Origin of the sequence: Bacillus haimaensis (assembly GCF_048270625.1) — a bacterium.
GTDB lineage: Bacteria > Bacillota > Bacilli > Bacillales > Bacillaceae_I > Sutcliffiella_A > Sutcliffiella_A haimaensis.
The window spans coordinates 882,700-903,841 of the sequence record NZ_CP158164.1 but is presented as its reverse complement, the minus strand read 5'-3'; the positions used below and the strand labels follow the sequence as shown (position 1 = coordinate 903,841).

Below are 21,142 nucleotides of genomic sequence, written 5' to 3'. Positions count from 1 at the left end.
GCTTATGACCTCGAGGGCCAAGCCGGCGGAGCTAGACAATAGAAAAGCGTAGCCGGCTCGATCTGGCCCGACAAGCATAAGACAGTTTTCCGTAAGAGGTTAGGTTTTACCTCTGGAGGAAAAATGGCTTATGACCTCGAGGGCCAAGCCGGCGGAGCTAGACAATAGAAAAGCGTAGCCGGCTCGATCTGGCCCGACAAGCATAAGACAGTTTTCCGTAAGAGGTTAGGTTTTACCTCTGGAGGAAAAATGGCTTATGACCTCGAGGGCCAAGCCGGCGGAGCTAGACAATAGAAAAGCGTAGCCGGCTCAGTCTGGCCATACATGTCAAAGACTTATCCCTCTTTCAAGCGAAAGAGCCCCATTAGAGGGGCTATTTATTTTCTTCCAATTTTTCATATGCTGCAATGATGCGAGCCACAAGTGGGTGACGGACCACATCCGACTGCTCAAGCTCAATAAATTGTATGCCTGAGGTGTTTTTCAGGATGTCTCTGACCACATTCAATCCGGACTTCATCCCCTTAGGCAGATCCACCTGGGAGATGTCCCCGGTAATCACCATTTTGGAGCCGAATCCAAGTCTGGTTAAAAACATTTTCATTTGCGCAGGTGTTGTATTTTGTGCTTCATCCAGTATGACAAATGCATCATCAAGGGTTCTCCCTCTCATATATGCCAAAGGAGCAATCTCGATTGTCCCACGTTCAATTAATCGTTGCGTATGTTCCGATCCAAACACATCGTGCAGTGCATCGTACAATGGACGCAGATATGGATCCACCTTTTCCTTCAGATCTCCTGGCAGGAAGCCTAGGCTCTCTCCCGCTTCAACAGCTGGACGAGTAAGGATGATACGTTTAACCTGTCCATTTTTCAGGGCCATGACGGCCATGACCACCGCAAGATACGTTTTCCCCGTGCCTGCAGGGCCAATCCCGAACACCAGATCCTTTTTCTTGATGGCAGATACATATTGCCTCTGACCTAGTGTTTTAACACGGATGGACTTACCCTTAACGTTCTTTGTCAATTCCTCTTCATAAAGATCTTGGAAGGAATCCATTTTGCCTTCGCGCGCAAGCTGGATGGCATACACCACATCACGCTCGGAAATCGTAATTCCTTTTCTTATAACAAGCAAAAGGTTCTGCAGGACATTGTCCACCATTTCCACATCAGAAAGTTCTCCAGAAATATTCACGGCTTCTCCTCTTGTTACGATGGAAACCTTCAGTTCTTCTTCAATCCTTTTTAGATGAACATCTTGGTTGCCAAATAGAGCAATTGCTTCATTCGGATTATTTACTTGCTGCTTCATCATCACTAGTTCTTCTGACATTCCTCAGTCTCCTTGAATAATTGGTTCTATTTTTACAATATTTTCAATGACTTGGTAATGAATTGATACTTTCACTTTACCATTCTCCGTTTCATGGTGCAAAACTTTTTCACCAATTATGGTGGCATCTTCAGGCAAATCCTTTTTCAACTTCTTTTTTCCGATCACAAGTGCTTCTTCCACGGCTTCTTCTTCATCATAGGTCCTCTCCACCATTTCAGACTCATGAATTGTTTTTCCGATGTAAGAGATGGGAAGCTTCCACTTGAAGAAGTAAAAAGGTCGTTTTGCTTCGTATTCTTTTTTCATCTTGTATTCCGGCTCGAAAAATCCCCAAACCGGTATCTGTACATTCCCTATTTCAACATAGTGCTTTTTATAAACCTCTCCGGTGAACACCGATAGAATAGTTTTCATCGGAATCTTCACATCGGACATGTACCATGTTTCCCCAAGCACTTCCCCAACAGCCGCAGTCGACTTTTGTTGTCCCTCTTTGCCAATGATGCCTGAGATGAGTAGCTGGCCTTTTTGCACATGATCATTTCTTTCCACCATTGGTTGTCCTTTTTCAACGAACATGTTGACCACCACCGCTTTTTTGGACGCAACCAGATTCCTTGGAGAAAGGCTCTCTATCTTTTCAGGTTCATTCTTTTCCACTACCTCGAAATGATAGGATGTTCCATTCAGAACTACTCCTATCCATGTAATCTCACTGATAGTATCTGTCAAATCTCGCTGGATGCTCTCTACATCCTTGATAAAGAACTGGAGCTTGCCCTTTTTTACGCCAAGCTTGTTCAATTCCTGCATAATCTTGTGCTCTGTTGCAGGATTAGCGCCCTTTATTTCAATACTCCACACCATATTGGAAAGAACAAAGATGGTCAGCAGGCACAATAGGATACCTGCAATGATTCCACTATTTCTAAAGGAATACTGCAACATAAAAGGGACGCCCTTTCTAGTAAGAAAACGAAATTTGCATTCCTGATTTTTGATCAGCCTTCTTACTTTTTTGACATCCTTGAGCAGAATATAGCAGGTGTATGCCTCTGCCCCCATTTTTTTCACTTGCCAAATCTGGATTCCATTTCTTGTGCAGTCATTGAGGAACCTCTCCACTCCTCTTCCATGAATAATGATTTTGACACTACCTGAAAAAAAGTTCATCCATTGGTTTTTCATGAAAATCCTCCTATATCATTCATTCAAATAGAGTACTTGGCTTATTTTCCCTTCGAGTAGAATCTCTTCCGGAAGGATGGTCCTTATGACAAAAGAATCCCCTTTGACAAGCAGCTGGCCCTGTTTTAGCAGAAGCCTTATCTCCGTGTCGCTGAAGGTCAGCAATCCTCGATGATTTTCAATATATATATGTATTTGTCCAATCATGGTTATGCGGGGCAGATCCATCATGACATCTGCGGGTAGTTCCATATTTTCCTGTATCCAGCTGTTCATTCTCGCACGAAACTTCTTGAGCATGGAAAAACCCCCTTTCACTCATATGTATGAGAAAAAAGAGGGTTCTATCACTGAATTTGCATGGCAATCAAAAAAATCCCATACCGTTCATAACGGCATGGGATAATCTTTAACCTTTCCTTCTAGAAGCAGCGTAATGTTGTGAATAGATAGGGGTATGAGGCTTCCTCGAACGTGGCTGACCGAGGATTTCTGCCCACATGACACCTTCCACCACACGTTTTGGGTTGATTTTATTGTTTTTTACCACTTTTCCTTCAGAAAGCTGGAGCTCCTCTTTTAAAATGGGGCTGTTTTTGACGATTTCCTGTTGCTTGATGGAAAGCTCTTGGACTTTCTCTTTCATCGCGGATGGAGCGGTTTGTTTTGCTGTAACGACCTGTTCTTTCTTTTTCTCCAAATATGGAGAAAGTGTTTCCCTTACCTTCTTCTCCAGTTCTTCCTTTGTTTCATTGAAGATGTCTATATCCCAGTCAAAGCTATCCTGCTTTTTCTCGTGCTTTGCTTCTCTATAGCCAGTTTCATTGTTTGGATAAGAAGATTGTGTCCGCGCCTCTGTCTGCTGCTGCCCGGACTGTCTTTGCTGCTGACGCCTCTTTTGTTCCTCTTGTTTCGACTTCTTGCCAAACAATCCGGTAATCGCACCGATCAGAAGGACCAAAAGCAGCGGGTTACTAAGGAATAATTCAATGATGGTACCCAATGGTCAATCTTCCTCCCTTCCTAAAGGAGCAGGGAAAACTTAGCGTTTCCCCCATTTCATTTATTACTTCTTGTCTCCATCTTCTGGTGTATCATTCAACTTCCCGATAGAATCTCTCATGTCCGTATCAGCAGTGATGTTTTTAATGTTCATATAATCCATCACGCCAATATTCCCAGAGCGCAACGCTTCTGCCATCGCAAGTGGAACTTCCGCTTCCGCTTCTACAACCTTCGCACGCATTTCCTCTACGCGGGCGCGCATTTCCTGCTCTTGTGCAACGGCCATCGCACGGCGCTCCTCAGCTTTGGCTTGAGCAATTTTCTTATCTGCTTCCGCTTGGTCAGTTTGTAATTCCGCACCAATGTTTTTCCCGATATCAATGTCCGCAATATCAATGGACAGGATCTCAAACGCAGTACCCGCATCCAAACCTTTGGATAATACAGTTTGAGAAATCATATCCGGATTTTCCAATACTTTTTTATGATTATCAGCAGAACCGATGGTACTAACGATACCCTCACCTACACGGGCAATAACGGTTTCTTCACCGGCACCCCCTACTAGACGTTCAATGTTTGCACGAACGGTAATACGAGCTTTCGCCTTCACTTCAATACCATCCATAGCGACACCGGCGATAAATGGTGTTTCGATAACTTTAGGGTTAACGGACATTTGAACTGCTTCGAGTACGTCACGTCCCGCTAAATCAATTGCAGCTCCACGTTCAAAAGGTAATTCAATGTTTGCGCGTTGTGCAGCAATAAGAGCATTTACAACACGATCCACATTTCCTCCTGCTAAATAGTGACTCTCTAATTGATTTGTTGTTACATCCACGCCTGCTTTATGCGCTTTGATCAAAGGATTAATAACACGGCTTGGGATAACCCTTCTTAATCTCATCCCTACAAGTGTAAAGATACTCACTCTGACTCCAGCAGCTAATGCTGAGATCCAGAGCATAACCGGTACAAATGTCATCAATACCGCAAAAAAGATTATTCCTAAAACAACTGCTACTAAAATTATCAATGAAGTTGGATCCATCATATCATTCATTTCCTCCTGTCAAATCTTCTGTGTGTATTTCTCTTACAACAATTCTAGGACCTTCTGCTTTTACAATTCTTACTCGTTTGTTCGAGCCGATAAAACTGCCCTCTGTTACAACATCAATCCGTTCTTCTTTGATGACGGCTGTACCTGCAGGTCTTAATGGTGTCAATGTCACACCTTCCTGCCCAACCAGTTCAATCCGCGATACATTTGACACATATCCCTGCTCCGTATTGGTGGAATCTCGGAGGATGATGCGGTCAAAAAGTCGAATCCGTTTTCCGAATACGGTAAACAGCACGACCATCGCCACAACTGTTACAAGCATGGCAATCAATAGAGCTATGCCTGTTTCGACAATATTATCGGTGGCTAAAAAGAAACTTGTTATCACTGCCCCTAATCCTAACACGCCTAATATCCCCCCAGGCACAAATATCTCTAGCACAATAAATATGACACCGAGTACGAACAATATCATGGTTTCCATCCCAGCCAAGCCTGCAACAAGATGGCCGTAGAAAAACAGTAATAGGGCACTGATTCCCATAAAGCCGGGTATGCCAAAACCGGGAGAATACAGTTCAAGAACAAGCCCCAATGATCCTACAGATAATAGAATCGATACAACTATCGGGTTTGTAAGGAAACGTGCCACATTCTCTGCGAATGATACCTCGACATTCACCACTTCCGCATCCTCATACCCTAAAGTTTGGAGTAGCTCGTCAAGATTTTTCACAGTCCCTTCGGAGTATTCAACCTCCAATGCCTCTTTTGGTCCCAGCGTCAGCAGTTCCCCTTTTGGGGCACCAAGCTCTGGCAGATCCACTTCGGTATCAGCCATCGCTTTTGCATACAGAGGATCTCTTCCACTTGACTCTGCAGCATTTTCCATTTCCTGTAGCCAGTAGGACTGAGACTTTTTATCCGCTGCATTTCCATCTCCGGTTATCACAGCAGCTGCCCCCATGGTAGCTCCAGGCGTCATATAGATTTCATCGGCATATAAAGCAAGATAAGCACCTGCCGACAACGCCCTCGTATCAATAAAAGCAACACTTGGGATAGAGGTGGATTTGAAGCTCTTGGATATATCACTCGCAGCATCCACTAGTCCACCTGGAGTATGGAGCTTATAAATGATTAGATCCGCACCAGCATCCTCCGCTTCCTCTATCGACCTGTTTATAAAAGCAAGCAGACCGGTTTCTACCGTATCCTCAACTGGAATCACGTAGACAAGCTTTTCTGCACCATCCACGTGTGATGGCGCCATAGGGAAAACAGATAGTATTAAAGCAAGTAAAAAAGCACTAACATAACCTATACGAAGAACCTTTTTCATGATGCCCCCCTCTCCAACCATTCTTTCTTTTTTATCATTCACCGTGCCTAATAAGTAATACGCACAAACTCCAGCCAGGTTTCAGATTTTATGTAATTTTTGTTGAAAATATTTATAAAGGCGGACTTTACAGAAAAAACGGGGGAAAAGGAAATGAATGTAAAAATAGCATCTTACATATGTAAGATGCTATTTTAATGTTTTTATGAAAGATGTTGTTGTACAAGTTTGTTAACAAGGCTACCGTCCGCTTTGCCCTTCACTTTAGGCATTAAAGCTCCCATCACTTTACCCATGTCAGCTTTTGAAGTAGCGTTCACATCAGAGATTGTTTGTTGAACAATTGCTGATACTTCTTCTTCAGATAACTGTTCAGGCATGTAATGTTCAACTATCGCAAGTTCACCTTGTAATTTATGAACCAAGTCTTCACGACCGGCTTTATCAAATTCATGGAGGGAGTCTTTACGTTGCTTTAATTCACGAGACAGTACGGTAAGTTCTTCCTCTTCGGTCAAATCTCTGCCATGCTTGATGGCTTCGTTCTGAATTGCAGACTTAACCATTCTGAGTACGGAAAGCTTCTCTTTGTCCTTATCCTTCATCGCTTGCTTTATATCGGTATTTAAACGCTCGAGAAGACTCATTCTTACACCCTCTTGTTAAAATTTACGCTTTCTAGCAGCTTCAGACTTTTTCTTGCGTCTTACGCTTGGCTTTTCATAGAATTCACGCTTTCTTGCTTCTTGCAACGTACCAGTTTTTGAAACTGAACGTTTGAAACGGCGAAGAGCATCTTCAAGCGATTCGTTTTTACGAACAACTGTTTTTGACATTCTAATTCCCTCCCTCCAGAACAACCACTAACATTTTCAGAAAAAACATGTACCAAACGCAAAAAAATCATGTGTGGAACATGTACTTTCCAATTATAATATATTCGTTTGTGCTGGTCAACAATTATAAGGAATTGCTTTCAAACATTCTACTTCGCACTGTTATCGTGATATAGATTTAAGACATGCGCTTTCTTCCCAGCCATCATATACTGGGATCTCCCCACATAAAGCGGTATCGAAAGCTTTTCCCACTGCGGAAGACCGCTTTCCTGAAAAAGCTCGTCATCTTTATAAAAACCGGTCATCTCGCCAACAAACCAATCATGGTCTCCATATGTTCGCTGATCCATCACTTTGCACTCGTAGGCAATGTAAGCATGGTCCAGGATTGGTGCTCCAATTGTTCTCCCTTTCTTATAGGGTGCGTCCAATTCCGACAATTTATCAGTCTGGGAGCCACTTTTTGTACCTGAAAATTGTATGTAATGTGCATAAGCCTCTGGCACAAAATTTATCGCAAATTCCCCTGACTTTTCCACCAGATGATGCGTGTACCTTTCCTTGGCTATTGCGACTCCATAAATAGGGGGCTCATAAGAAATATAGCTGTGCCAGCCGGCAGCCATTATATTCATCTTCCCGTTGCATTCCGCGGTAACAAGCGCCACCATGCCAGGGTAGCTATGCATCACTGTTTTTTCCGTCCATTTCCTCATGTACCTAACTCCTTTTTTGTCATTCTTGTCCACCTTTCTCCATATAGTTGAAGAGAGGTGATGGGCTTGTTTACTATTATAACGTTGTTTTTTGTTTATTTAGCGATTTTTTTATTTGGAATGGCTGTAATGCGCACCGGTCTCCTGAACCTTACGGAGGACAGAACAAAAGGATTTCTGCAGCATTTCACAGATCATCCTGTCAAAGGCATGATGGTAGGTGCTGTGATGACGGCATTGCTTCAGAGCAGTTCTGCAGTCATGGTCATCACAGTGGGCCTTGTAGCCGCGGGTTATCTCAGCTTCTATCAGTCCATCGGGATTATGCTTGGAAGCAACATCGGAACGACATTGACAACAGAATTGATCACCCTTGATTTTTCAAATTATGTCTTTCCCTTGTTGATAATCGGCTTTCTTTTCCTTTTCTCCAAAAGGAAGCTTCCGTTCAGTATCGGATCTTCTATTTTCGGCCTGGGATGCCTGTTTGTCGCAATGGGAGGATTTGAAAGTCTGGCACTTCCCCTTTCCCTTTTCCCGAATGTACAGGAATTTCTGCTGCATACGAATGACCAGCATTTAATTGGTGTATTTATCGGGACTGTCATTACGGCACTCATCCATTCAAGTTCTGCAACAGTCGGAATCAGCATGAGTTTCTTGAATAATGGTCTCCTGTCTCTTCCAGCTGGTATAGCGATTATGCTTGGAGCCAATATCGGTACATGCATCACTGCCTTCATGGCAAGCATCGGTGGGATAAAAGAAGCAAAGCTCACCGCCTACGCACACATTTGGCTGAATGTATTCGGTGTTCTGGCTTTCTTTCCGTTGATCCCTGTACTGAGTAAGCTTGTGGAGTATTTGGCAGTAAGCGCCGACGTCCAGCTTGCCCATTCAAGTGTGATTTTTAATATAGTCTGTTCATTTGTGGCACTGCCATTTGTGAAGCCTTTTTCGAGGTTTGTGGAGAGATTGCATAGGTAGAAATGATTTTTCACGGTGAAGAGTTGGTCTGTATTGTTATTCAAAGGGGAATTGCAAGGCTGGAAGCATCCGGCTTAAGCTTATCTTCACATTATTCGGGGTTATTCTCACGTAACTCCGTTTTATCTTCACATAACGCTAAGCTATTCTCACGCAAGTCGGTCCTATTCTCACGCAACTCAAAAATATTCTCAAGCTTCGATTTTCTCAATGAAATGCCGAATCACCTGGACAATTTTCCAAAAGGGACCACTCACACCTAGGTTGTAAAAAACAAAAAAAGAGCATCCCAACAATCAGGACCCTCTTTCTCATCTATATTAATAGTCGCTATCTGCAGTCAATCCGTTAACGATTGCAATACCGGAGCTTGCTCCGATACGTGTAGCACCAGCTTCGATCATTTCTTTTGCTCCTTGTGCGTCACGAACGCCACCGGAAGCTTTTACTCCGATTTCTGGTCCAACTGTTTTTCTCATTAATGCGATGTCAGCAACTGTTGCTCCACCTGTAGAAAAACCTGTAGAAGTTTTCACGAAATCTGCGCCAGCTTTTACAGCAAGTTCACATGCTCTTACTTTTTCTTCATCAGTAAGTAGGCATGATTCGATGATTACTTTTGTCAGGGCTTTCCCTTTCGCTGCTTCCACAACTGCACGGATGTCTCTTTCCACAAGCTCGTTGTCGCCGTCTTTTAATGCTGAAATGTTGATAACCATATCCACTTCAGTAGCGCCGTTTTCAATGGCATTCGTTGTTTCAAATGCTTTTACTTCTGGCGTGTTGGCTCCTAATGGGAATCCGATAACTGTACAAACGTCCACTTCGCTGCCTTTTAGCAATTCTGCAGAGGTTTTTACCCAAGTTGGGTTAACGCAAACGGAAGCAAAGTTGTATTCTTTAGCTTCGTTACATAATTTTACGATTTCTTCTTTTTTAGCGTCTGCTTTTAATAATGTATGATCAATGATTTCTCCAATGTTTGTATGCATGTTTCATGCTCCTTTCAATATAAGAGGTCTGACCTCTAACATCACCTAGACATCATAACATGTTTGATTGTTTTTGGCGAGTACAATGATAGTATTTCCTTTAACTTTTTCTCCACAAAAAAAAGTGATTCCATCTTTTCCAATGGAATCACTTCATTTACTATTATGAACTTAGGCGAACCTGTTCTTCTTCCAGACGCGTGGCATCGTCCAGGATTCGGACAAATTGCCCTTCGTTATATGGATAGCCGGCCTTGGTTATTTTCACTTTTACCAGCTTGCCGACCATTTCTTCGTTTGCTGGGAATACCACTTTCAGGTAGTTGTCGGTATATCCTACATACAACCCTTTTTCTGATTCTTCTTTATAGATTTCCTCTGGAATCACTTCCAATACTTCCTCTTCGAACATGGAAGCATATTCCTTGGCAAGCTGATTGGAAAGTTCGATAAGGCGGTGTACGCGCTCATTCTTCACTTCTTCATCTACTTGGTCTGTCATACGTGCTGCAGGCGTTCCTGTGCGTTTCGAGTATGGGAACACGTGAAGCTCTGAGAATTTATGCTCTTTGATGAAATTGTATGTTTCCATGAATTCTTCTTCCGTTTCACCTGGGAAGCCGACAATTACATCGGAGGTAATCGCAAGTCCAGGTAATGCTTCCTTCAGACGGTTCAAACGGTCAGCAAAGAATTCCATCGTATATTTACGGCGCATTCTTTTCAAAACCGTATTGGATGCGGATTGAATTGGAATGTGGAGATGGCGCACAATTTTATCGGAATCGTTCAATACTTGTATGACTTCATCTGTAATTTGGCTTGCTTCAATAGAAGAAATACGGATTCGCTTCAAGCCCTTGACTCTTTTGTCCAGTTCACGAAGAAGCATGGCAAAATTGTAGTCCTTCATGTCTTCACCGTAACCACCTGTGTGGATTCCGGTTAGTACGATTTCCTTGTAGCCGGCATCTACCAATTGTTGAGCTTGTGTGATAACTTCCTCCGGATCACGGGAGCGCATCAGACCACGAGCCCAAGGAATGATACAGAACGTACAGAAGTTGTTGCACCCCTCCTGGATTTTCAAGGATGCACGGGTACGGTCTGTGAAAGCAGGAACATCAAGCTCCTCGTAAACACGCGCTTTCATGATATTTCCTACACCGTTGATCGGTTGGCGTTCCTGCTTGAATTGTTCAATATACTCCAGCATTTTCACCCGATCCTGGGTTCCCACTACGATATCCACGCCAGGAATGGCCATGATTTCCGCTGGGGAGGTCTGCGCGTAGCAGCCAGTAACACAGATAACTGCGTCCGGATTTTTTCTGATCGCACGGCGAATGACCTGGCGACTTTTCTTGTCACCTGTATTTGTTACTGTACAGGTATTGATGACATACACATCTGCCGTTCCTTCAAATTCGGTTCTTTCATAATCACTCGCTTTGAATAACTGCCAGATTGCTTCTGTTTCATAATGATTTACTTTACATCCAAGTGTGTGAAAGGCAACAGTTGGCATGTTTTTCACCTCACATTAATTCATTAGTTCAAAATGATACGATATGGCACTTAACGCATATAGCGGTGCCGTCTCTGTTCTTAGAATCCTTGGCCCCAATGCACAACAGACAAAACCGCATTCGGTAAGCTTATCTATTTCTTTTTCGGATAATCCGCCTTCTGGTCCGAAAAGAACCAGCACAGATTCCCCCGCCTTCATTTTACGAAGTGCCTGAGCAAAAGCTGAACGCTCCCCCTCTTTGGCACTTTCTTCATAAGCGACAAGTTTATGATCGTAGTTCCCGCTTTCCTTCAACAGCTCTGCAAAAGAAAGTGGAGCTGTTACTTCAGGGAGATACGAACGATGGGATTGCTCGGCAGCTTCCTTTGCAATCTTGTTCCAGCGTTCCACCTTTTTCCGACCTTTTTTCTCATCCCATTTCACGATGGAACGGGCAGCATTAAAAGGGATAAACATTTCTGCGCCAAGTTCTGTTCCCTTTTGGATGACAAGTTCCAATTTATCCCCTTTGGGCAGCCCGTTCGCAATGGTAACACGAACCGGTAATTCCACTTCAGCACTTATCCATTCTACAATACGGGCCACAACCATATCATTGGTAATTTCAGCAATTTGACAGAGTGCCGTCCTCCTTGTATCAGAGAGGCTGCAGAGTAATTGATCCTCTACATTCATCCGCATCACTCTGACTATATGATGAACATCTTCGCCTTTTATGGTAACGGCTTGGTCCTCTATTTGATTGGAATGGACAAAATAACGCTGCATGGCTATCCCGCTTTCTTATTGTTCTTTTTTGGCAATAAAGGCAACCCAATCTTCCATCATCATCGTTTCTTCAATTTTGAAGCCGGATTTGATCAGCGCATCCTTTACTTCCTGCTTTTTCGTACTGATTATACCTGAAGAAATAAATGTTCCGCCGTTCTCCAATACTCTGTAAACATCATCCGTAAATCGCACTATCACTTCAGCAAGTATGTTGGCAACCACCACATTGACAGGCCCTTCAACATTGTTAAGCAGGTTATTCTGTTTTACTTTTACACGCGGATGCACTTTATTCAGCTTGATATTGAGCTTGGCGGATTCAACTGCCACATCATCTAAGTCCAAAGCGAGTACCTCTTGTGCGTCCATCATGGCTGCAGCAATACTTAAGACACCAGAGCCGGTACCTACATCAATGACCTTGTCTTCCGGTTGGACGCTGCGTTCGATGGCCTGAATGCAAAGGACTGTTGTAGGGTGGGTTCCCGTTCCGAATGCCATACCTGGATCAAGCTCAATGATTTTTTCATCCGAGCTGACAGGCTCATACGTTTCCCATGTTGGCACAATGGTGAATTTCTCGGAAATCTTGACAGGATTATAGTACTTTTTCCAGGCTGTCGCCCATTCTTCTTCATTTACTTCACTGATGGAAATATTGTTTAATCCAAGATCGATATCAAACAGAAGAAGATTGTTTATCGCCTCTTTGATCCCCTCTACCGTTTCCCCAAAAAGCTGTTAACTGGTAGGTAGGCTTTCATAATGACGCCTTCTTCGGGATAATCATCAGGATTGAGTTGGTATATCTCCCCGAATTTATCTTCTCTTTCCTTCGTGAGATCAAATGGATCCTCAATCACCACTCCACTGGCACCAGCCTCGTGAAGAATATGTGAAATCGGTTCAACCGCTTCATTTGTTGTATGAATACTAATTTCTGACCATTTCATAATACCAACTCCAATCCTACCATTAATGATTATTCTCCCTTAAGCACGCGCTTCACTTTTGCAAAAAAGCCATCTTCATTTTCATCCGGAGATTGGCCGCTGATTTCTGCAAACTCACGCATCAGCTGTTTCTGCTTTTCTGTAAGTTTTGCAGGAGTAACAACTCGAATCTTAATATGCTGATCGCCTTGTCCGTATCCACGTACATTGGCAATTCCTTTTCCTTTTAAGCGGAAATTCGTACCTGTCTGCGTACCGGCAGGAACCTTCAATTTCACTTTTCCGTGCAGGGTCGGCACCTCTACTTCATCACCAAGTGCAGCTTGTGCAAACGTGATCGGCATTTCGCAGTATACGTCATCTCCATCACGCTCGAAGAATTCATGAGTGCGAACATGGAATACAATGTATAGGTCACCCGCAGGTCCACCGTTCACACCGGCTTCCCCTTTGCCTGCTACACGCAGCTGCTGACCATCGTCAATACCCGCTGGAATTTTCACATGGATGGTATTGCGTTTTTTCACGCGGCCTGCGCCATGGCAGGTCGAACATTTGTGAGGAATCGATTTTCCTGTTCCTTTACATACCGAACATGTACGGCGGTTAACAATACGTCCAAATGGAGTGTTCTGCTCGACACTCTCCTGACCTGTACCACGGCAGTTTGAACATGTTTCCACTTTCGTTCCAGGCTTCGCCCCTGTTCCGGAACATGTGTCACAGGATTCCTCCACTGGTATTTCAATGTCAGTTTCCTTGCCGAACGCTGCTTCCTCAAAGTTAAGGGTCATGGTGTATTGAAGATCAGATCCTTGTCTTGGAGCATTCGGATCACGGCGTCTTCTGCCGCCTCCCTGGCCTCCAAAGAATGTTTCAAAAATATCTTCAAACCCGAAGCCCCCATTGAAATCGGAGCCGCCACCAAACCCGCCGAATCCCTGGTTAGGGTCTGTATGGCCGAACTGGTCATAGTGCGCTCTCTTCTGATCATCACTTAATACTTCATAGGCTTCCTTGATTTCCTTGAATTTATCTGCCGCATCCGCTTCTTTGTTGATGTCTGGATGGTATTGTTTAGACAACTTGCGGTATGCCTTTTTCAGTTCATCTTTCGACGCGCTTTTACTGACGCCAAGTACTTCATAGTAATCGCGTTTGCTCATTAAATACCCACTCCCGATCTATTCACATAAAGGTTATTGTATCACTTTTGAGCCTTAAAAAGCAATAAAAGGTTAGACCTCTCCATCCCATTTCCTTCACCATTTTTGTGATTTCTATCTACATGAAAAAGAAAGTCAAAGCCTAGGCTTCGACTTTCTTCTTAAGATGTTTTGTCTCTGTTAAACACCCCTGTTGGTTTCCGTTCCAGGCGGCAGCGATCGCGGGCGGCCTCGGGAGCCTCCTCGACGCTATGCGCCTGCGGGGTCTCACTTGACACGCTGCTCCCGCAGGAGTCTCACGCCTTGCACTACAACCAACAGGGGGAATCAAAAATTCAACATTGAGAACATAAACAATGTTTCAAAAGTCCGGAGACTTCAGCTTATTTTTTATCGTCGTTTACTTCTTCGTACTCTGCGTCCACAACGTTGTCGTCCTGCTTTGCAGATCCGCCTTCAGCGCCTTCTGCTCCTTGTGCAGCTTGCTGTGCTTGTGCAGCCTGCTCATAAAGCTTCATGGAAAGCTGTTGTACGATTTCCTGAAGTGCATCTTTCTTTGTGCGAATTTCCGCTAAATCGTTTTTCTCGATTGCAGCTTTCAATTCTTCCTTCGCATCTTCCGCTTTTTTCACTTCTGCTTCTTCCACTTTACCTTCTACTTCTTTCAGTGTTTTTTCAGTAGTGAATACAAGTTGGTCCGCTTCGTTGCGTAGTTCCACTTCTTCCTTGCGCTGCTTATCTGCATCCGCATTTTCTTCCGCTTCTCTTACCATGCGTTGGATCTCATCCTCAGATAGACCGGAAGAAGATTTGATTGTGATCGTTTGCTCTTTATTTGTGCCAAGGTCTTTCGCACGAACGTTTACGATACCATTTTTATCGATATCAAAGGATACTTCGATTTGTGGTACTCCACGTGGTGCTGGCGGGATGTCCGTCAATTGGAAACGACCCAGTGTTTTGTTGTCGTTCGCCATCGGGCGCTCCCCTTGAAGCACATGGATATCTACTGCAGTTTGGCTGTCAGCAGCTGTTGAGAATACTTGGGACTTACTTGTAGGAATTGTTGTGTTTCTTTCAATAAGCTTCGTGAATACTCCACCCATTGTTTCAATTCCTAAAGAAAGTGGGGTTACGTCAAGAAGTACAACGTCTTTAACATCACCAGTCAATACCCCACCTTGGATTGCAGCACCTAATGCAACAACCTCATCCGGGTTAACCCCTTTGTGTGGATCTTTTCCAGTTTCTTTCTTGATGGCATCTTGTACTGCAGGGATACGCGTAGATCCACCTACAAGGATTACTTTATCAAGTTCAGAAGCGGAGATACCAGCGTCTTGTAGCGCTTGGCGAACAGGACCCATAGTACGTTCCACTAGAGAAGATGTAATGTCGTCAAATTTCGCACGGGATAAGCTCACTTCCAAGTGAAGCGGTCCAGCTTCTCCAGCCGTGATGAAAGGTAGGGAGATTTGCGTGCTTGTTACACCGGAAAGATCTTTTTTCGCTTTTTCAGCAGCATCTTTCAGACGTTGTAACGCCATTTTATCTTTGGAAAGGTCAATACCGTTCTCTTTTTTGAATTCTGCCACAAGATAGTCGATGATCACTTGGTCAAAGTCGTCTCCACCAAGACGGTTGTCACCAGCTGTAGAGCGTACTTCGAACACGCCGTCTCCAAGCTCAAGAACAGAAACGTCAAACGTTCCGCCACCAAGGTCATAAACCAGGATTGTCTGGTCTTCGTCCATTTTATCCAAACCGTATGCCAATGCAGCTGCAGTCGGCTCGTTGATGATACGTTCCACTTCCAAGCCCGCAATTTTACCAGCATCTTTAGTTGCTTGACGCTCAGCATCGTTGAAGTAAGCAGGAACAGTGATAACTGCTTTTGTAACTGTTTCCCCTAAATACTCTTCCGCGTAGCCTTTTAAGTGTTGAAGGATGATAGCAGAAACCTCTTGTGGAGAGTACTCTTTGCCTTCCACTTCAACTTTATAGTCTGTACCCATGTGACGTTTGATGGACATGATCGTGTTAGGGTTCGTGATGGATTGACGCTTTGCCACTTCCCCTACTTGACGCTCCCCATTTTTGAATGCCACAACGGATGGAGTTGTTCTGTTGCCTTCCGGATTTGGAATTACTTTCGGCTCGCCGCCTTCAAGGACAGCAACGCATGAGTTGGTTGTACCTAAGTCAATACCGATAATTTTACTCATCTTGTTTTCCTCCTAATGCTTATATGTAGTTAAACTATTTCTGTTGAATTATTGCTTTACTTTCACCATGGATGGGCGAATGATACGGTCTTTCAGTTTGTATCCTTTTTGGAACTCTTCTAGGACTGTATTGGAGTCGCCTTCGCCTTCCTCCACCTGCATCACTGCCTGGTGTAGATGCGGGTCGAATTCCTGGCCTACAGAATCAATAGCTTCAAGGCCTTCATTCTTTAATGCTTCCATTAACTGGCGGTGCACCATTTCCATGCCTTGCAAGAATGTTTTTGTTTTTTCATCCTCCGCTTCCACTTTAAGCGCTCGCTCAAAGTTATCCAAAGCAGGAAGTATATCTGTAACAAGATTTTGCGCGCGATATTTTTGCGCAGCCTCCTGGTCAAGTCTTGTTCGACGGCGGAAGTTATCGAAGTCAGCCTGCAGGCGAAGATAACGGTTTTCCGATTCTTCAAGTTTAGCTTCAAGCATCTCAATCTTCTGCTGCTCAGGTGATACCTCTACCTCTTCTTGTACAGCTTCTGCAGCTTCCTCGTTCTCTTCTACTGTCACTTCTTCATTTTCAACAGTTGCTTGTTCGTTCTTTTCTACCAATGGATTCACCTCCTCTAAAGTGTATGGCTCTTTTTGAAATACGATCGTTAGAAGAGTGTGGCACTTTCAACACCCCTCTAACAATATTTCCATGCTCAGTCCTTTTGATACAGCTTTGACACCACATGTGAAAGGTCGGAACTGACAAGCTGAAGGAGACTGATCACGCGTGAATATTCCATGCGGGTTGGTCCCAATAATGCTATCGTACCCAATTGTTCCGGACCGATGGAATAGGTTGCGGATATGATACTGCAGCCTTCCATACCTGGAATGTTGTTCTCGCTGCCGATTTTCACGTGAATGCCTGCCTCTTTTGCCCGAATGTGCTGGGACAGGTCCTTCCCTTGATCAATTAAAAGCATCAGGGAACGGATCTTATTGATATCGTTGAACTCGGGTTGTGTGAGCATATTGGTCTTTCCACCAAAAAACACCCGGTCCTTCTCTTCCATGTACAGAGTGGTACTTAACGATTGCAGGATATTTTCATAATTTCCTATATGAGAACGCAGGAGAGTGGCCACCTCTTTGTAAAGCTTGTTGATAAGCTCGGATAGAGGAACGCCAACCAAACGCTCGTTTAAAATGTTCACCATTTTTTGAATGTCAGATGCATCCATATTGGCTGGAAATGTTATCATGCGATTTTCTACATGCCCTGTATCCGTTACAATAATCGCAACTGCCTGCTCATGGTTTATCGGGATGATCTGCAAATTCTTCAGCTTATGATCCCTAACACCCGGTCCAAGGACAATGGATGTATACTTCGTCAGATCGGATAGTATCTGTGCCGATTTCTGCACGATCTTTTCCATTTCATAGATCTGCTCTCTGAATATGGATTTTATCTCAAACACATCCTGCTTTGTCAGCCTTTCAGGAGAAAGCAAGTGATCCACATAATAGCGATACCCTTTTTCTGATGGAACTCTACCTGAAGAAGTATGCGTTTTTTCGATAAAACCGAGTTCCTCCAAATCCGCCATTTCATTTCTAATGGTGGCCGAACTGAAGGATATTTCATCTTTTTTGGAAAGCGTCCTTGAGCCCACAGGTTGTGCAGAACGGATGAAGTCGTCAATAATTACTTGTAACACCAACAACTGTCGTTCTGTAAGCACTCAGCATCACCTCTGTTAGCACTCCTATAAGTCGAGTGCTAATTCTATAAATAAATTACCAAATACCCATTCACATGTCAATCAGATCGCACCAATAAATGCTTGAAAAACTTCATTACCTAGAAATTTTCCTTTTCTGGTCAGGCGGATATAGTCACCTTCTATTTCCAACAACCCTTTTTTAACGTTTTCATCAATCGGTTCTTTCAGTATCTGAAGTGGATCAGCACTAAATTTCTGTTCAAATCCGGAAATGGATACTCCCTGTGTTTTTCGCAGTCCAAGGAACATTTCCTCTTCTATCCTTTCTTCTCGTGTCACCTTATGCTCTTCTTTAAAGGCAAGTCCCGTTTCCGAAATGGCATCCATATACTTCTTCAACGGACCATGATTGGCACAACGCACTCCTCCTATATAACCATGCGCCCCAGCGCCTATTCCGTAATAGGATTCATTGTTCCAATACGTGATATTGTGTCTGCTCTCGTATCCCTTTTTTGCAAAATTGGAAATTTCATACTGATGGTAGCCGTGCTTTTCCATTTCATTCATTAGCATGTCATACATTTGTACTTCCTCCTCCTCGGTGGGAAGGGGAAGCTTTCCTTTGTTCATCAGATTATAAAAGACCGTCTTCGGTTCAATGATCAGGGAGTAGGCTGAGTAATGCTCCATATCAAGCGAGAATGCTGTTCGAAGGGTGTCATGAAAATCCTCCACCGTTTGGTCAGGCAAGCTGTAAATCAAATCCACACTGATATTGTCAAAACCAGCAGTCCGCGCGTGTTCGATCGATTTGAATACATCCTCTTTCCTGTGCGTGCGGCCGATTCTTTTTAAAAGCTCATCGTTAAAGCTTTGTACACCGAAGCTTAGGCGATTTACCCCTCCTTCTTTCAATAGGCGAAGCTTCTCTAAGGAGAGATCTCCCGGATTTGCTTCAAAGGTATACTCGAGATCCGGGTTCACATCGAAGTTTTGCTGAACTGACTGTAGCAAGTAGGCTAACTGCTTTTCATTTAGTGCCGTCGGAGTTCCACCACCAACAAAAATCGTCTCAAGATGATTGGTAGGAAACCGCTCCAATGTATGTTTCATTTCCATATCCATAAACTGCAGATATTCATCCACCGGTTGATTTTTCAAAAAGACTTTATTGAAATCACAGTAATGGCAGATATGATGACAGAATGGTATATGGAGATATGCTGATTTAATCATAAAAATCACACTTCCCTTAATTTGTCCCTACAATATAGCACAGGCAAATCTTTTATTAAAAAATACCGCAGTAGGTCTGCGGTATTTTTCAGCTATTGCTATATGTTACTTTTTCTTCGCAGAATCGTCCATTTTCAGAACTGCCATGAAGGCTTCCTGCGGCACTTCCACAGAACCAACCTGCTTCATGCGTTTTTTACCTTCTTTTTGCTTATCCAAAAGCTTACGTTTACGGGAAATGTCTCCACCGTAACATTTAGCCAACACGTTTTTACCCATGGACTTAATCGTCGATCTGGCAATGATCTTCTGACCGACAGCCGCTTGGACCGGAACCTCGAACTGTTGTCTCGGAATAAGCTCTTTTAGTTTCTCTACGATTATTTTCCCTCTGTCATAGGCAGAATCCCTATGCACGATGAAAGAAAGCGCATCGACTTTTTCTCCATTTAGAAGGATATCCATCTTCACCAATGTGGAAGGCTTGTACCCGATCAGTTCATAGTCAAAGGAAGCATAGCCCTTTGTATTCGATTTTAATTGGTCAAAGAAATCATACACGATTTCCGCCAAAGGAATTTCATAAACGATACTCACTCGAATATCATCCAGATACTGCATATCAATAAAGTTCCCGCGCTTGTCCTGGCAAAGCTCCATAACTGCACCAACATATTCATTGGGAACCATAATTGTTGCTTTGACATAAGGCTCCTCGACACGATCAATCGTTTGCGGATCAGGAAAATTGGACGGGTTATCAACATTGAATGAATCTCCGTTTGTTAAATGTACTTGATAGATAACGGATGGAGCAGTCGTAATCAAGTCGATATTAAACTCACGCTCAATGCGTTCCTGAATGATTTCCATATGAAGCAAACCAAGGAATCCACAACGGAAACCAAAACCAAGCGCCTGGGAAGTCTCAGGCTCATATTGAAGCGCTGAATCATTCAGTTCCAGCTTTTCCAATGCATCACGAAGATCATTGAACTTCGCGGAATCAATCGGATAAAGTCCGCAATATACCATCGGGTTCAATTTACGGTAACCTGGAAGGGGCTCTGTTGCACCATTCTTTGCACTAGTGATGGTGTCACCCACTCGAGTATCTCCCACGTTCTTGATCGCAGCTGTCAAGAATCCAACATCGCCGACCGTCAATTCATCAAGCATCAATGCTTTTGGTGTAAATACACCCACTTCATTGACCTCAAACTCCTTGCCGGTTGCCATCATTCTGATTTTGTCCCCAACCTTGATGGTACCATTCACGACACGAATGTAAGCGACTACTCCGCGATATGGATCGAATAAACTATCAAAAATAAGTGCTTGCAATGGCGCATCCGGATCACCCTGCGGCGCTGGAATCTTTGCCACCGCTTGCTCAAGGATATCCTCAATCCCAATGCCAGCTTTTGCACTTGCCAAAACAGCATCCGATGCATCCAATCCGATTACATCTTCAATTTCCTGGCGTACGCGCTCCGGCTCTGCACTCGGCAAGTCAATTTTATTGATGACCGGCATGATTTCAAGATTGTTATCCAATGCCAAATAAACGTTAGCAAGCGTCTGGGCTTCAATTCCCTGCGCTGCATCCACAACTAAAATGGCTCCTTCACAGGCAGCCAAGCTTCGAGAAACTTCATATGTAAAATCCACATGTCCCGGAGTGTCAATCAGATGGAAAATGTATTGCTCTCCATCCTTCGCTTTATATTTTAACTGCACGGCATTTAATTTAATGGTAATTCCACGCTCACGCTCAAGGTCCATCGAATCCAAAAGCTGGTTCTTCATTTCCCTTTGCGTCAAAGCGGATGTCTTTTCCAAAATACGATCGGCCAAGGTCGATTTCCCATGGTCAATATGAGCGATAATGGAAAAGTTTCTGATCTTTGCTTGTCTTTTTAAACGTTCTTCTCTGTTCATCTCTTTCACTCCTACACTTTCGGCAACGTACACTATTTCTGATTATAACAATAGCGTGGGGAAGATTCAATGGTAATCGGTAAAGGGGAATGAATGCAACCCTATTGCACAATGAATC

19 protein-coding genes and 1 pseudogene are annotated in these 21,142 nt (G+C 43.7%); 1 reads left to right on the top strand and 19 read right to left on the bottom strand.

Translation table 11 applies throughout. The features are described 5' to 3' along the window. Positions 1–373: 373 nt before the first annotated feature. From ABN702_RS04330 to ABN702_RS04290, 9 genes are all read right to left on the bottom strand, one after another. Positions 374–1,342, bottom strand: coding sequence for a PhoH family protein (locus ABN702_RS04330; RefSeq protein WP_417899546.1), 969 nt, complete (start codon positions 1,340–1,342; stop codon positions 374–376). A gap of 3 nt (positions 1,343–1,345) precedes the next feature. Beyond that, positions 1,346–2,533: a sporulation protein YqfD gene (gene yqfD / locus ABN702_RS04325; RefSeq protein WP_417899545.1), complete on the bottom strand. Its 1,188-nt coding sequence runs from the start codon at positions 2,531–2,533 to the stop codon at positions 1,346–1,348. Positions 2,534–2,548: 15 nt separating this feature from the next. Beyond that, a complete protein-coding gene (gene yqfC, locus ABN702_RS04320; RefSeq protein ID WP_417899544.1) occupies positions 2,549–2,833 on the bottom strand; it encodes a sporulation protein YqfC in 285 nt (94 codons plus the stop codon). 109 nt (positions 2,834–2,942) lie between these two features. Beyond that, positions 2,943–3,536, bottom strand: coding sequence for a hypothetical protein (locus ABN702_RS04315; protein ID WP_417899543.1), 594 nt, complete (start codon positions 3,534–3,536; stop codon positions 2,943–2,945). Between the two features lie 63 nt (positions 3,537–3,599). Beyond that, positions 3,600–4,592 (bottom strand): flotillin-like protein FloA, encoded by a 993-nt coding sequence (floA, locus tag ABN702_RS04310; RefSeq protein WP_204416453.1) that lies wholly within the window; start codon positions 4,590–4,592, stop codon positions 3,600–3,602. A 4-nt stretch (positions 4,593–4,596) separates the two neighbouring features. Next, positions 4,597–5,949: an NfeD family protein gene (locus tag ABN702_RS04305; protein ID WP_417899542.1), complete on the bottom strand. Its 1,353-nt coding sequence runs from the start codon at positions 5,947–5,949 to the stop codon at positions 4,597–4,599. A 203-nt stretch (positions 5,950–6,152) separates the two neighbouring features. Further along, positions 6,153–6,596: a GatB/YqeY domain-containing protein gene (locus ABN702_RS04300; protein ID WP_417899541.1), complete on the bottom strand. Its 444-nt coding sequence runs from the start codon at positions 6,594–6,596 to the stop codon at positions 6,153–6,155. Between the two features lie 15 nt (positions 6,597–6,611). Beyond that, positions 6,612–6,785, bottom strand: coding sequence for a 30S ribosomal protein S21 (rpsU, locus tag ABN702_RS04295; RefSeq protein ID WP_010196218.1), 174 nt, complete (start codon positions 6,783–6,785; stop codon positions 6,612–6,614). Between the two features lie 149 nt (positions 6,786–6,934). Next, positions 6,935–7,504, bottom strand: a complete 570-nt coding sequence (locus ABN702_RS04290) for a flavin reductase family protein (protein ID WP_417899540.1) — start codon at positions 7,502–7,504, stop codon at positions 6,935–6,937. Between the two features lie 60 nt (positions 7,505–7,564). Between ABN702_RS04290 and ABN702_RS04285 the strand changes: the two genes are divergently transcribed. Next, a complete protein-coding gene (locus ABN702_RS04285; RefSeq protein ID WP_417899539.1) occupies positions 7,565–8,491 on the top strand; it encodes a Na/Pi symporter in 927 nt (308 codons plus the stop codon). A gap of 320 nt (positions 8,492–8,811) precedes the next feature. Here the strand turns inward: ABN702_RS04285 and deoC are convergent, their stop codons facing one another. The 10 genes and pseudogenes from deoC to lepA all read right to left on the bottom strand — a co-directional run bounded on the left by deoC (position 8,812) and on the right by lepA (position 21,024). Then, positions 8,812–9,483: a deoxyribose-phosphate aldolase gene (gene deoC / locus ABN702_RS04280; RefSeq protein WP_417899538.1), complete on the bottom strand. Its 672-nt coding sequence runs from the start codon at positions 9,481–9,483 to the stop codon at positions 8,812–8,814. A gap of 163 nt (positions 9,484–9,646) precedes the next feature. Beyond that, positions 9,647–11,011, bottom strand: a complete 1,365-nt coding sequence (gene mtaB, locus ABN702_RS04275; RefSeq protein ID WP_417899537.1) for a tRNA (N(6)-L-threonylcarbamoyladenosine(37)-C(2))-methylthiotransferase MtaB — start codon at positions 11,009–11,011, stop codon at positions 9,647–9,649. A 15-nt stretch (positions 11,012–11,026) separates the two neighbouring features. Beyond that, positions 11,027–11,782, bottom strand: a complete 756-nt coding sequence (locus ABN702_RS04270) for a 16S rRNA (uracil(1498)-N(3))-methyltransferase (protein WP_417899536.1) — start codon at positions 11,780–11,782, stop codon at positions 11,027–11,029. A gap of 15 nt (positions 11,783–11,797) precedes the next feature. Further along, a pseudogene (prmA, locus tag ABN702_RS04265) lies at positions 11,798–12,738 on the bottom strand (50S ribosomal protein L11 methyltransferase). 29 nt (positions 12,739–12,767) lie between these two features. Then, positions 12,768–13,904 (bottom strand): molecular chaperone DnaJ, encoded by a 1,137-nt coding sequence (gene dnaJ, locus ABN702_RS04260; protein WP_417899535.1) that lies wholly within the window; start codon positions 13,902–13,904, stop codon positions 12,768–12,770. Between the two features lie 383 nt (positions 13,905–14,287). Beyond that, positions 14,288–16,129, bottom strand: coding sequence for a molecular chaperone DnaK (gene dnaK / locus ABN702_RS04255; RefSeq protein ID WP_417899534.1), 1,842 nt, complete (start codon positions 16,127–16,129; stop codon positions 14,288–14,290). A gap of 48 nt (positions 16,130–16,177) precedes the next feature. Further along, a complete protein-coding gene (gene grpE / locus ABN702_RS04250) occupies positions 16,178–16,735 on the bottom strand; it encodes a nucleotide exchange factor GrpE (protein ID WP_417899533.1) in 558 nt (185 codons plus the stop codon). 95 nt (positions 16,736–16,830) lie between these two features. Next, the gene (hrcA, locus tag ABN702_RS04245; protein WP_417899532.1) at positions 16,831–17,862 is read right to left on the bottom strand and encodes a heat-inducible transcriptional repressor HrcA; all 1,032 of its coding nucleotides are present in this window, start codon (positions 17,860–17,862) and stop codon (positions 16,831–16,833) included. 81 nt (positions 17,863–17,943) lie between these two features. Continuing rightward, the gene (hemW, locus tag ABN702_RS04240; RefSeq protein WP_417899531.1) at positions 17,944–19,083 is read right to left on the bottom strand and encodes a radical SAM family heme chaperone HemW; all 1,140 of its coding nucleotides are present in this window, start codon (positions 19,081–19,083) and stop codon (positions 17,944–17,946) included. 105 nt (positions 19,084–19,188) lie between these two features. After that, the gene (lepA, locus tag ABN702_RS04235; protein WP_417899530.1) at positions 19,189–21,024 is read right to left on the bottom strand and encodes a translation elongation factor 4; all 1,836 of its coding nucleotides are present in this window, start codon (positions 21,022–21,024) and stop codon (positions 19,189–19,191) included. Positions 21,025–21,142 lie beyond the last annotated feature (118 nt).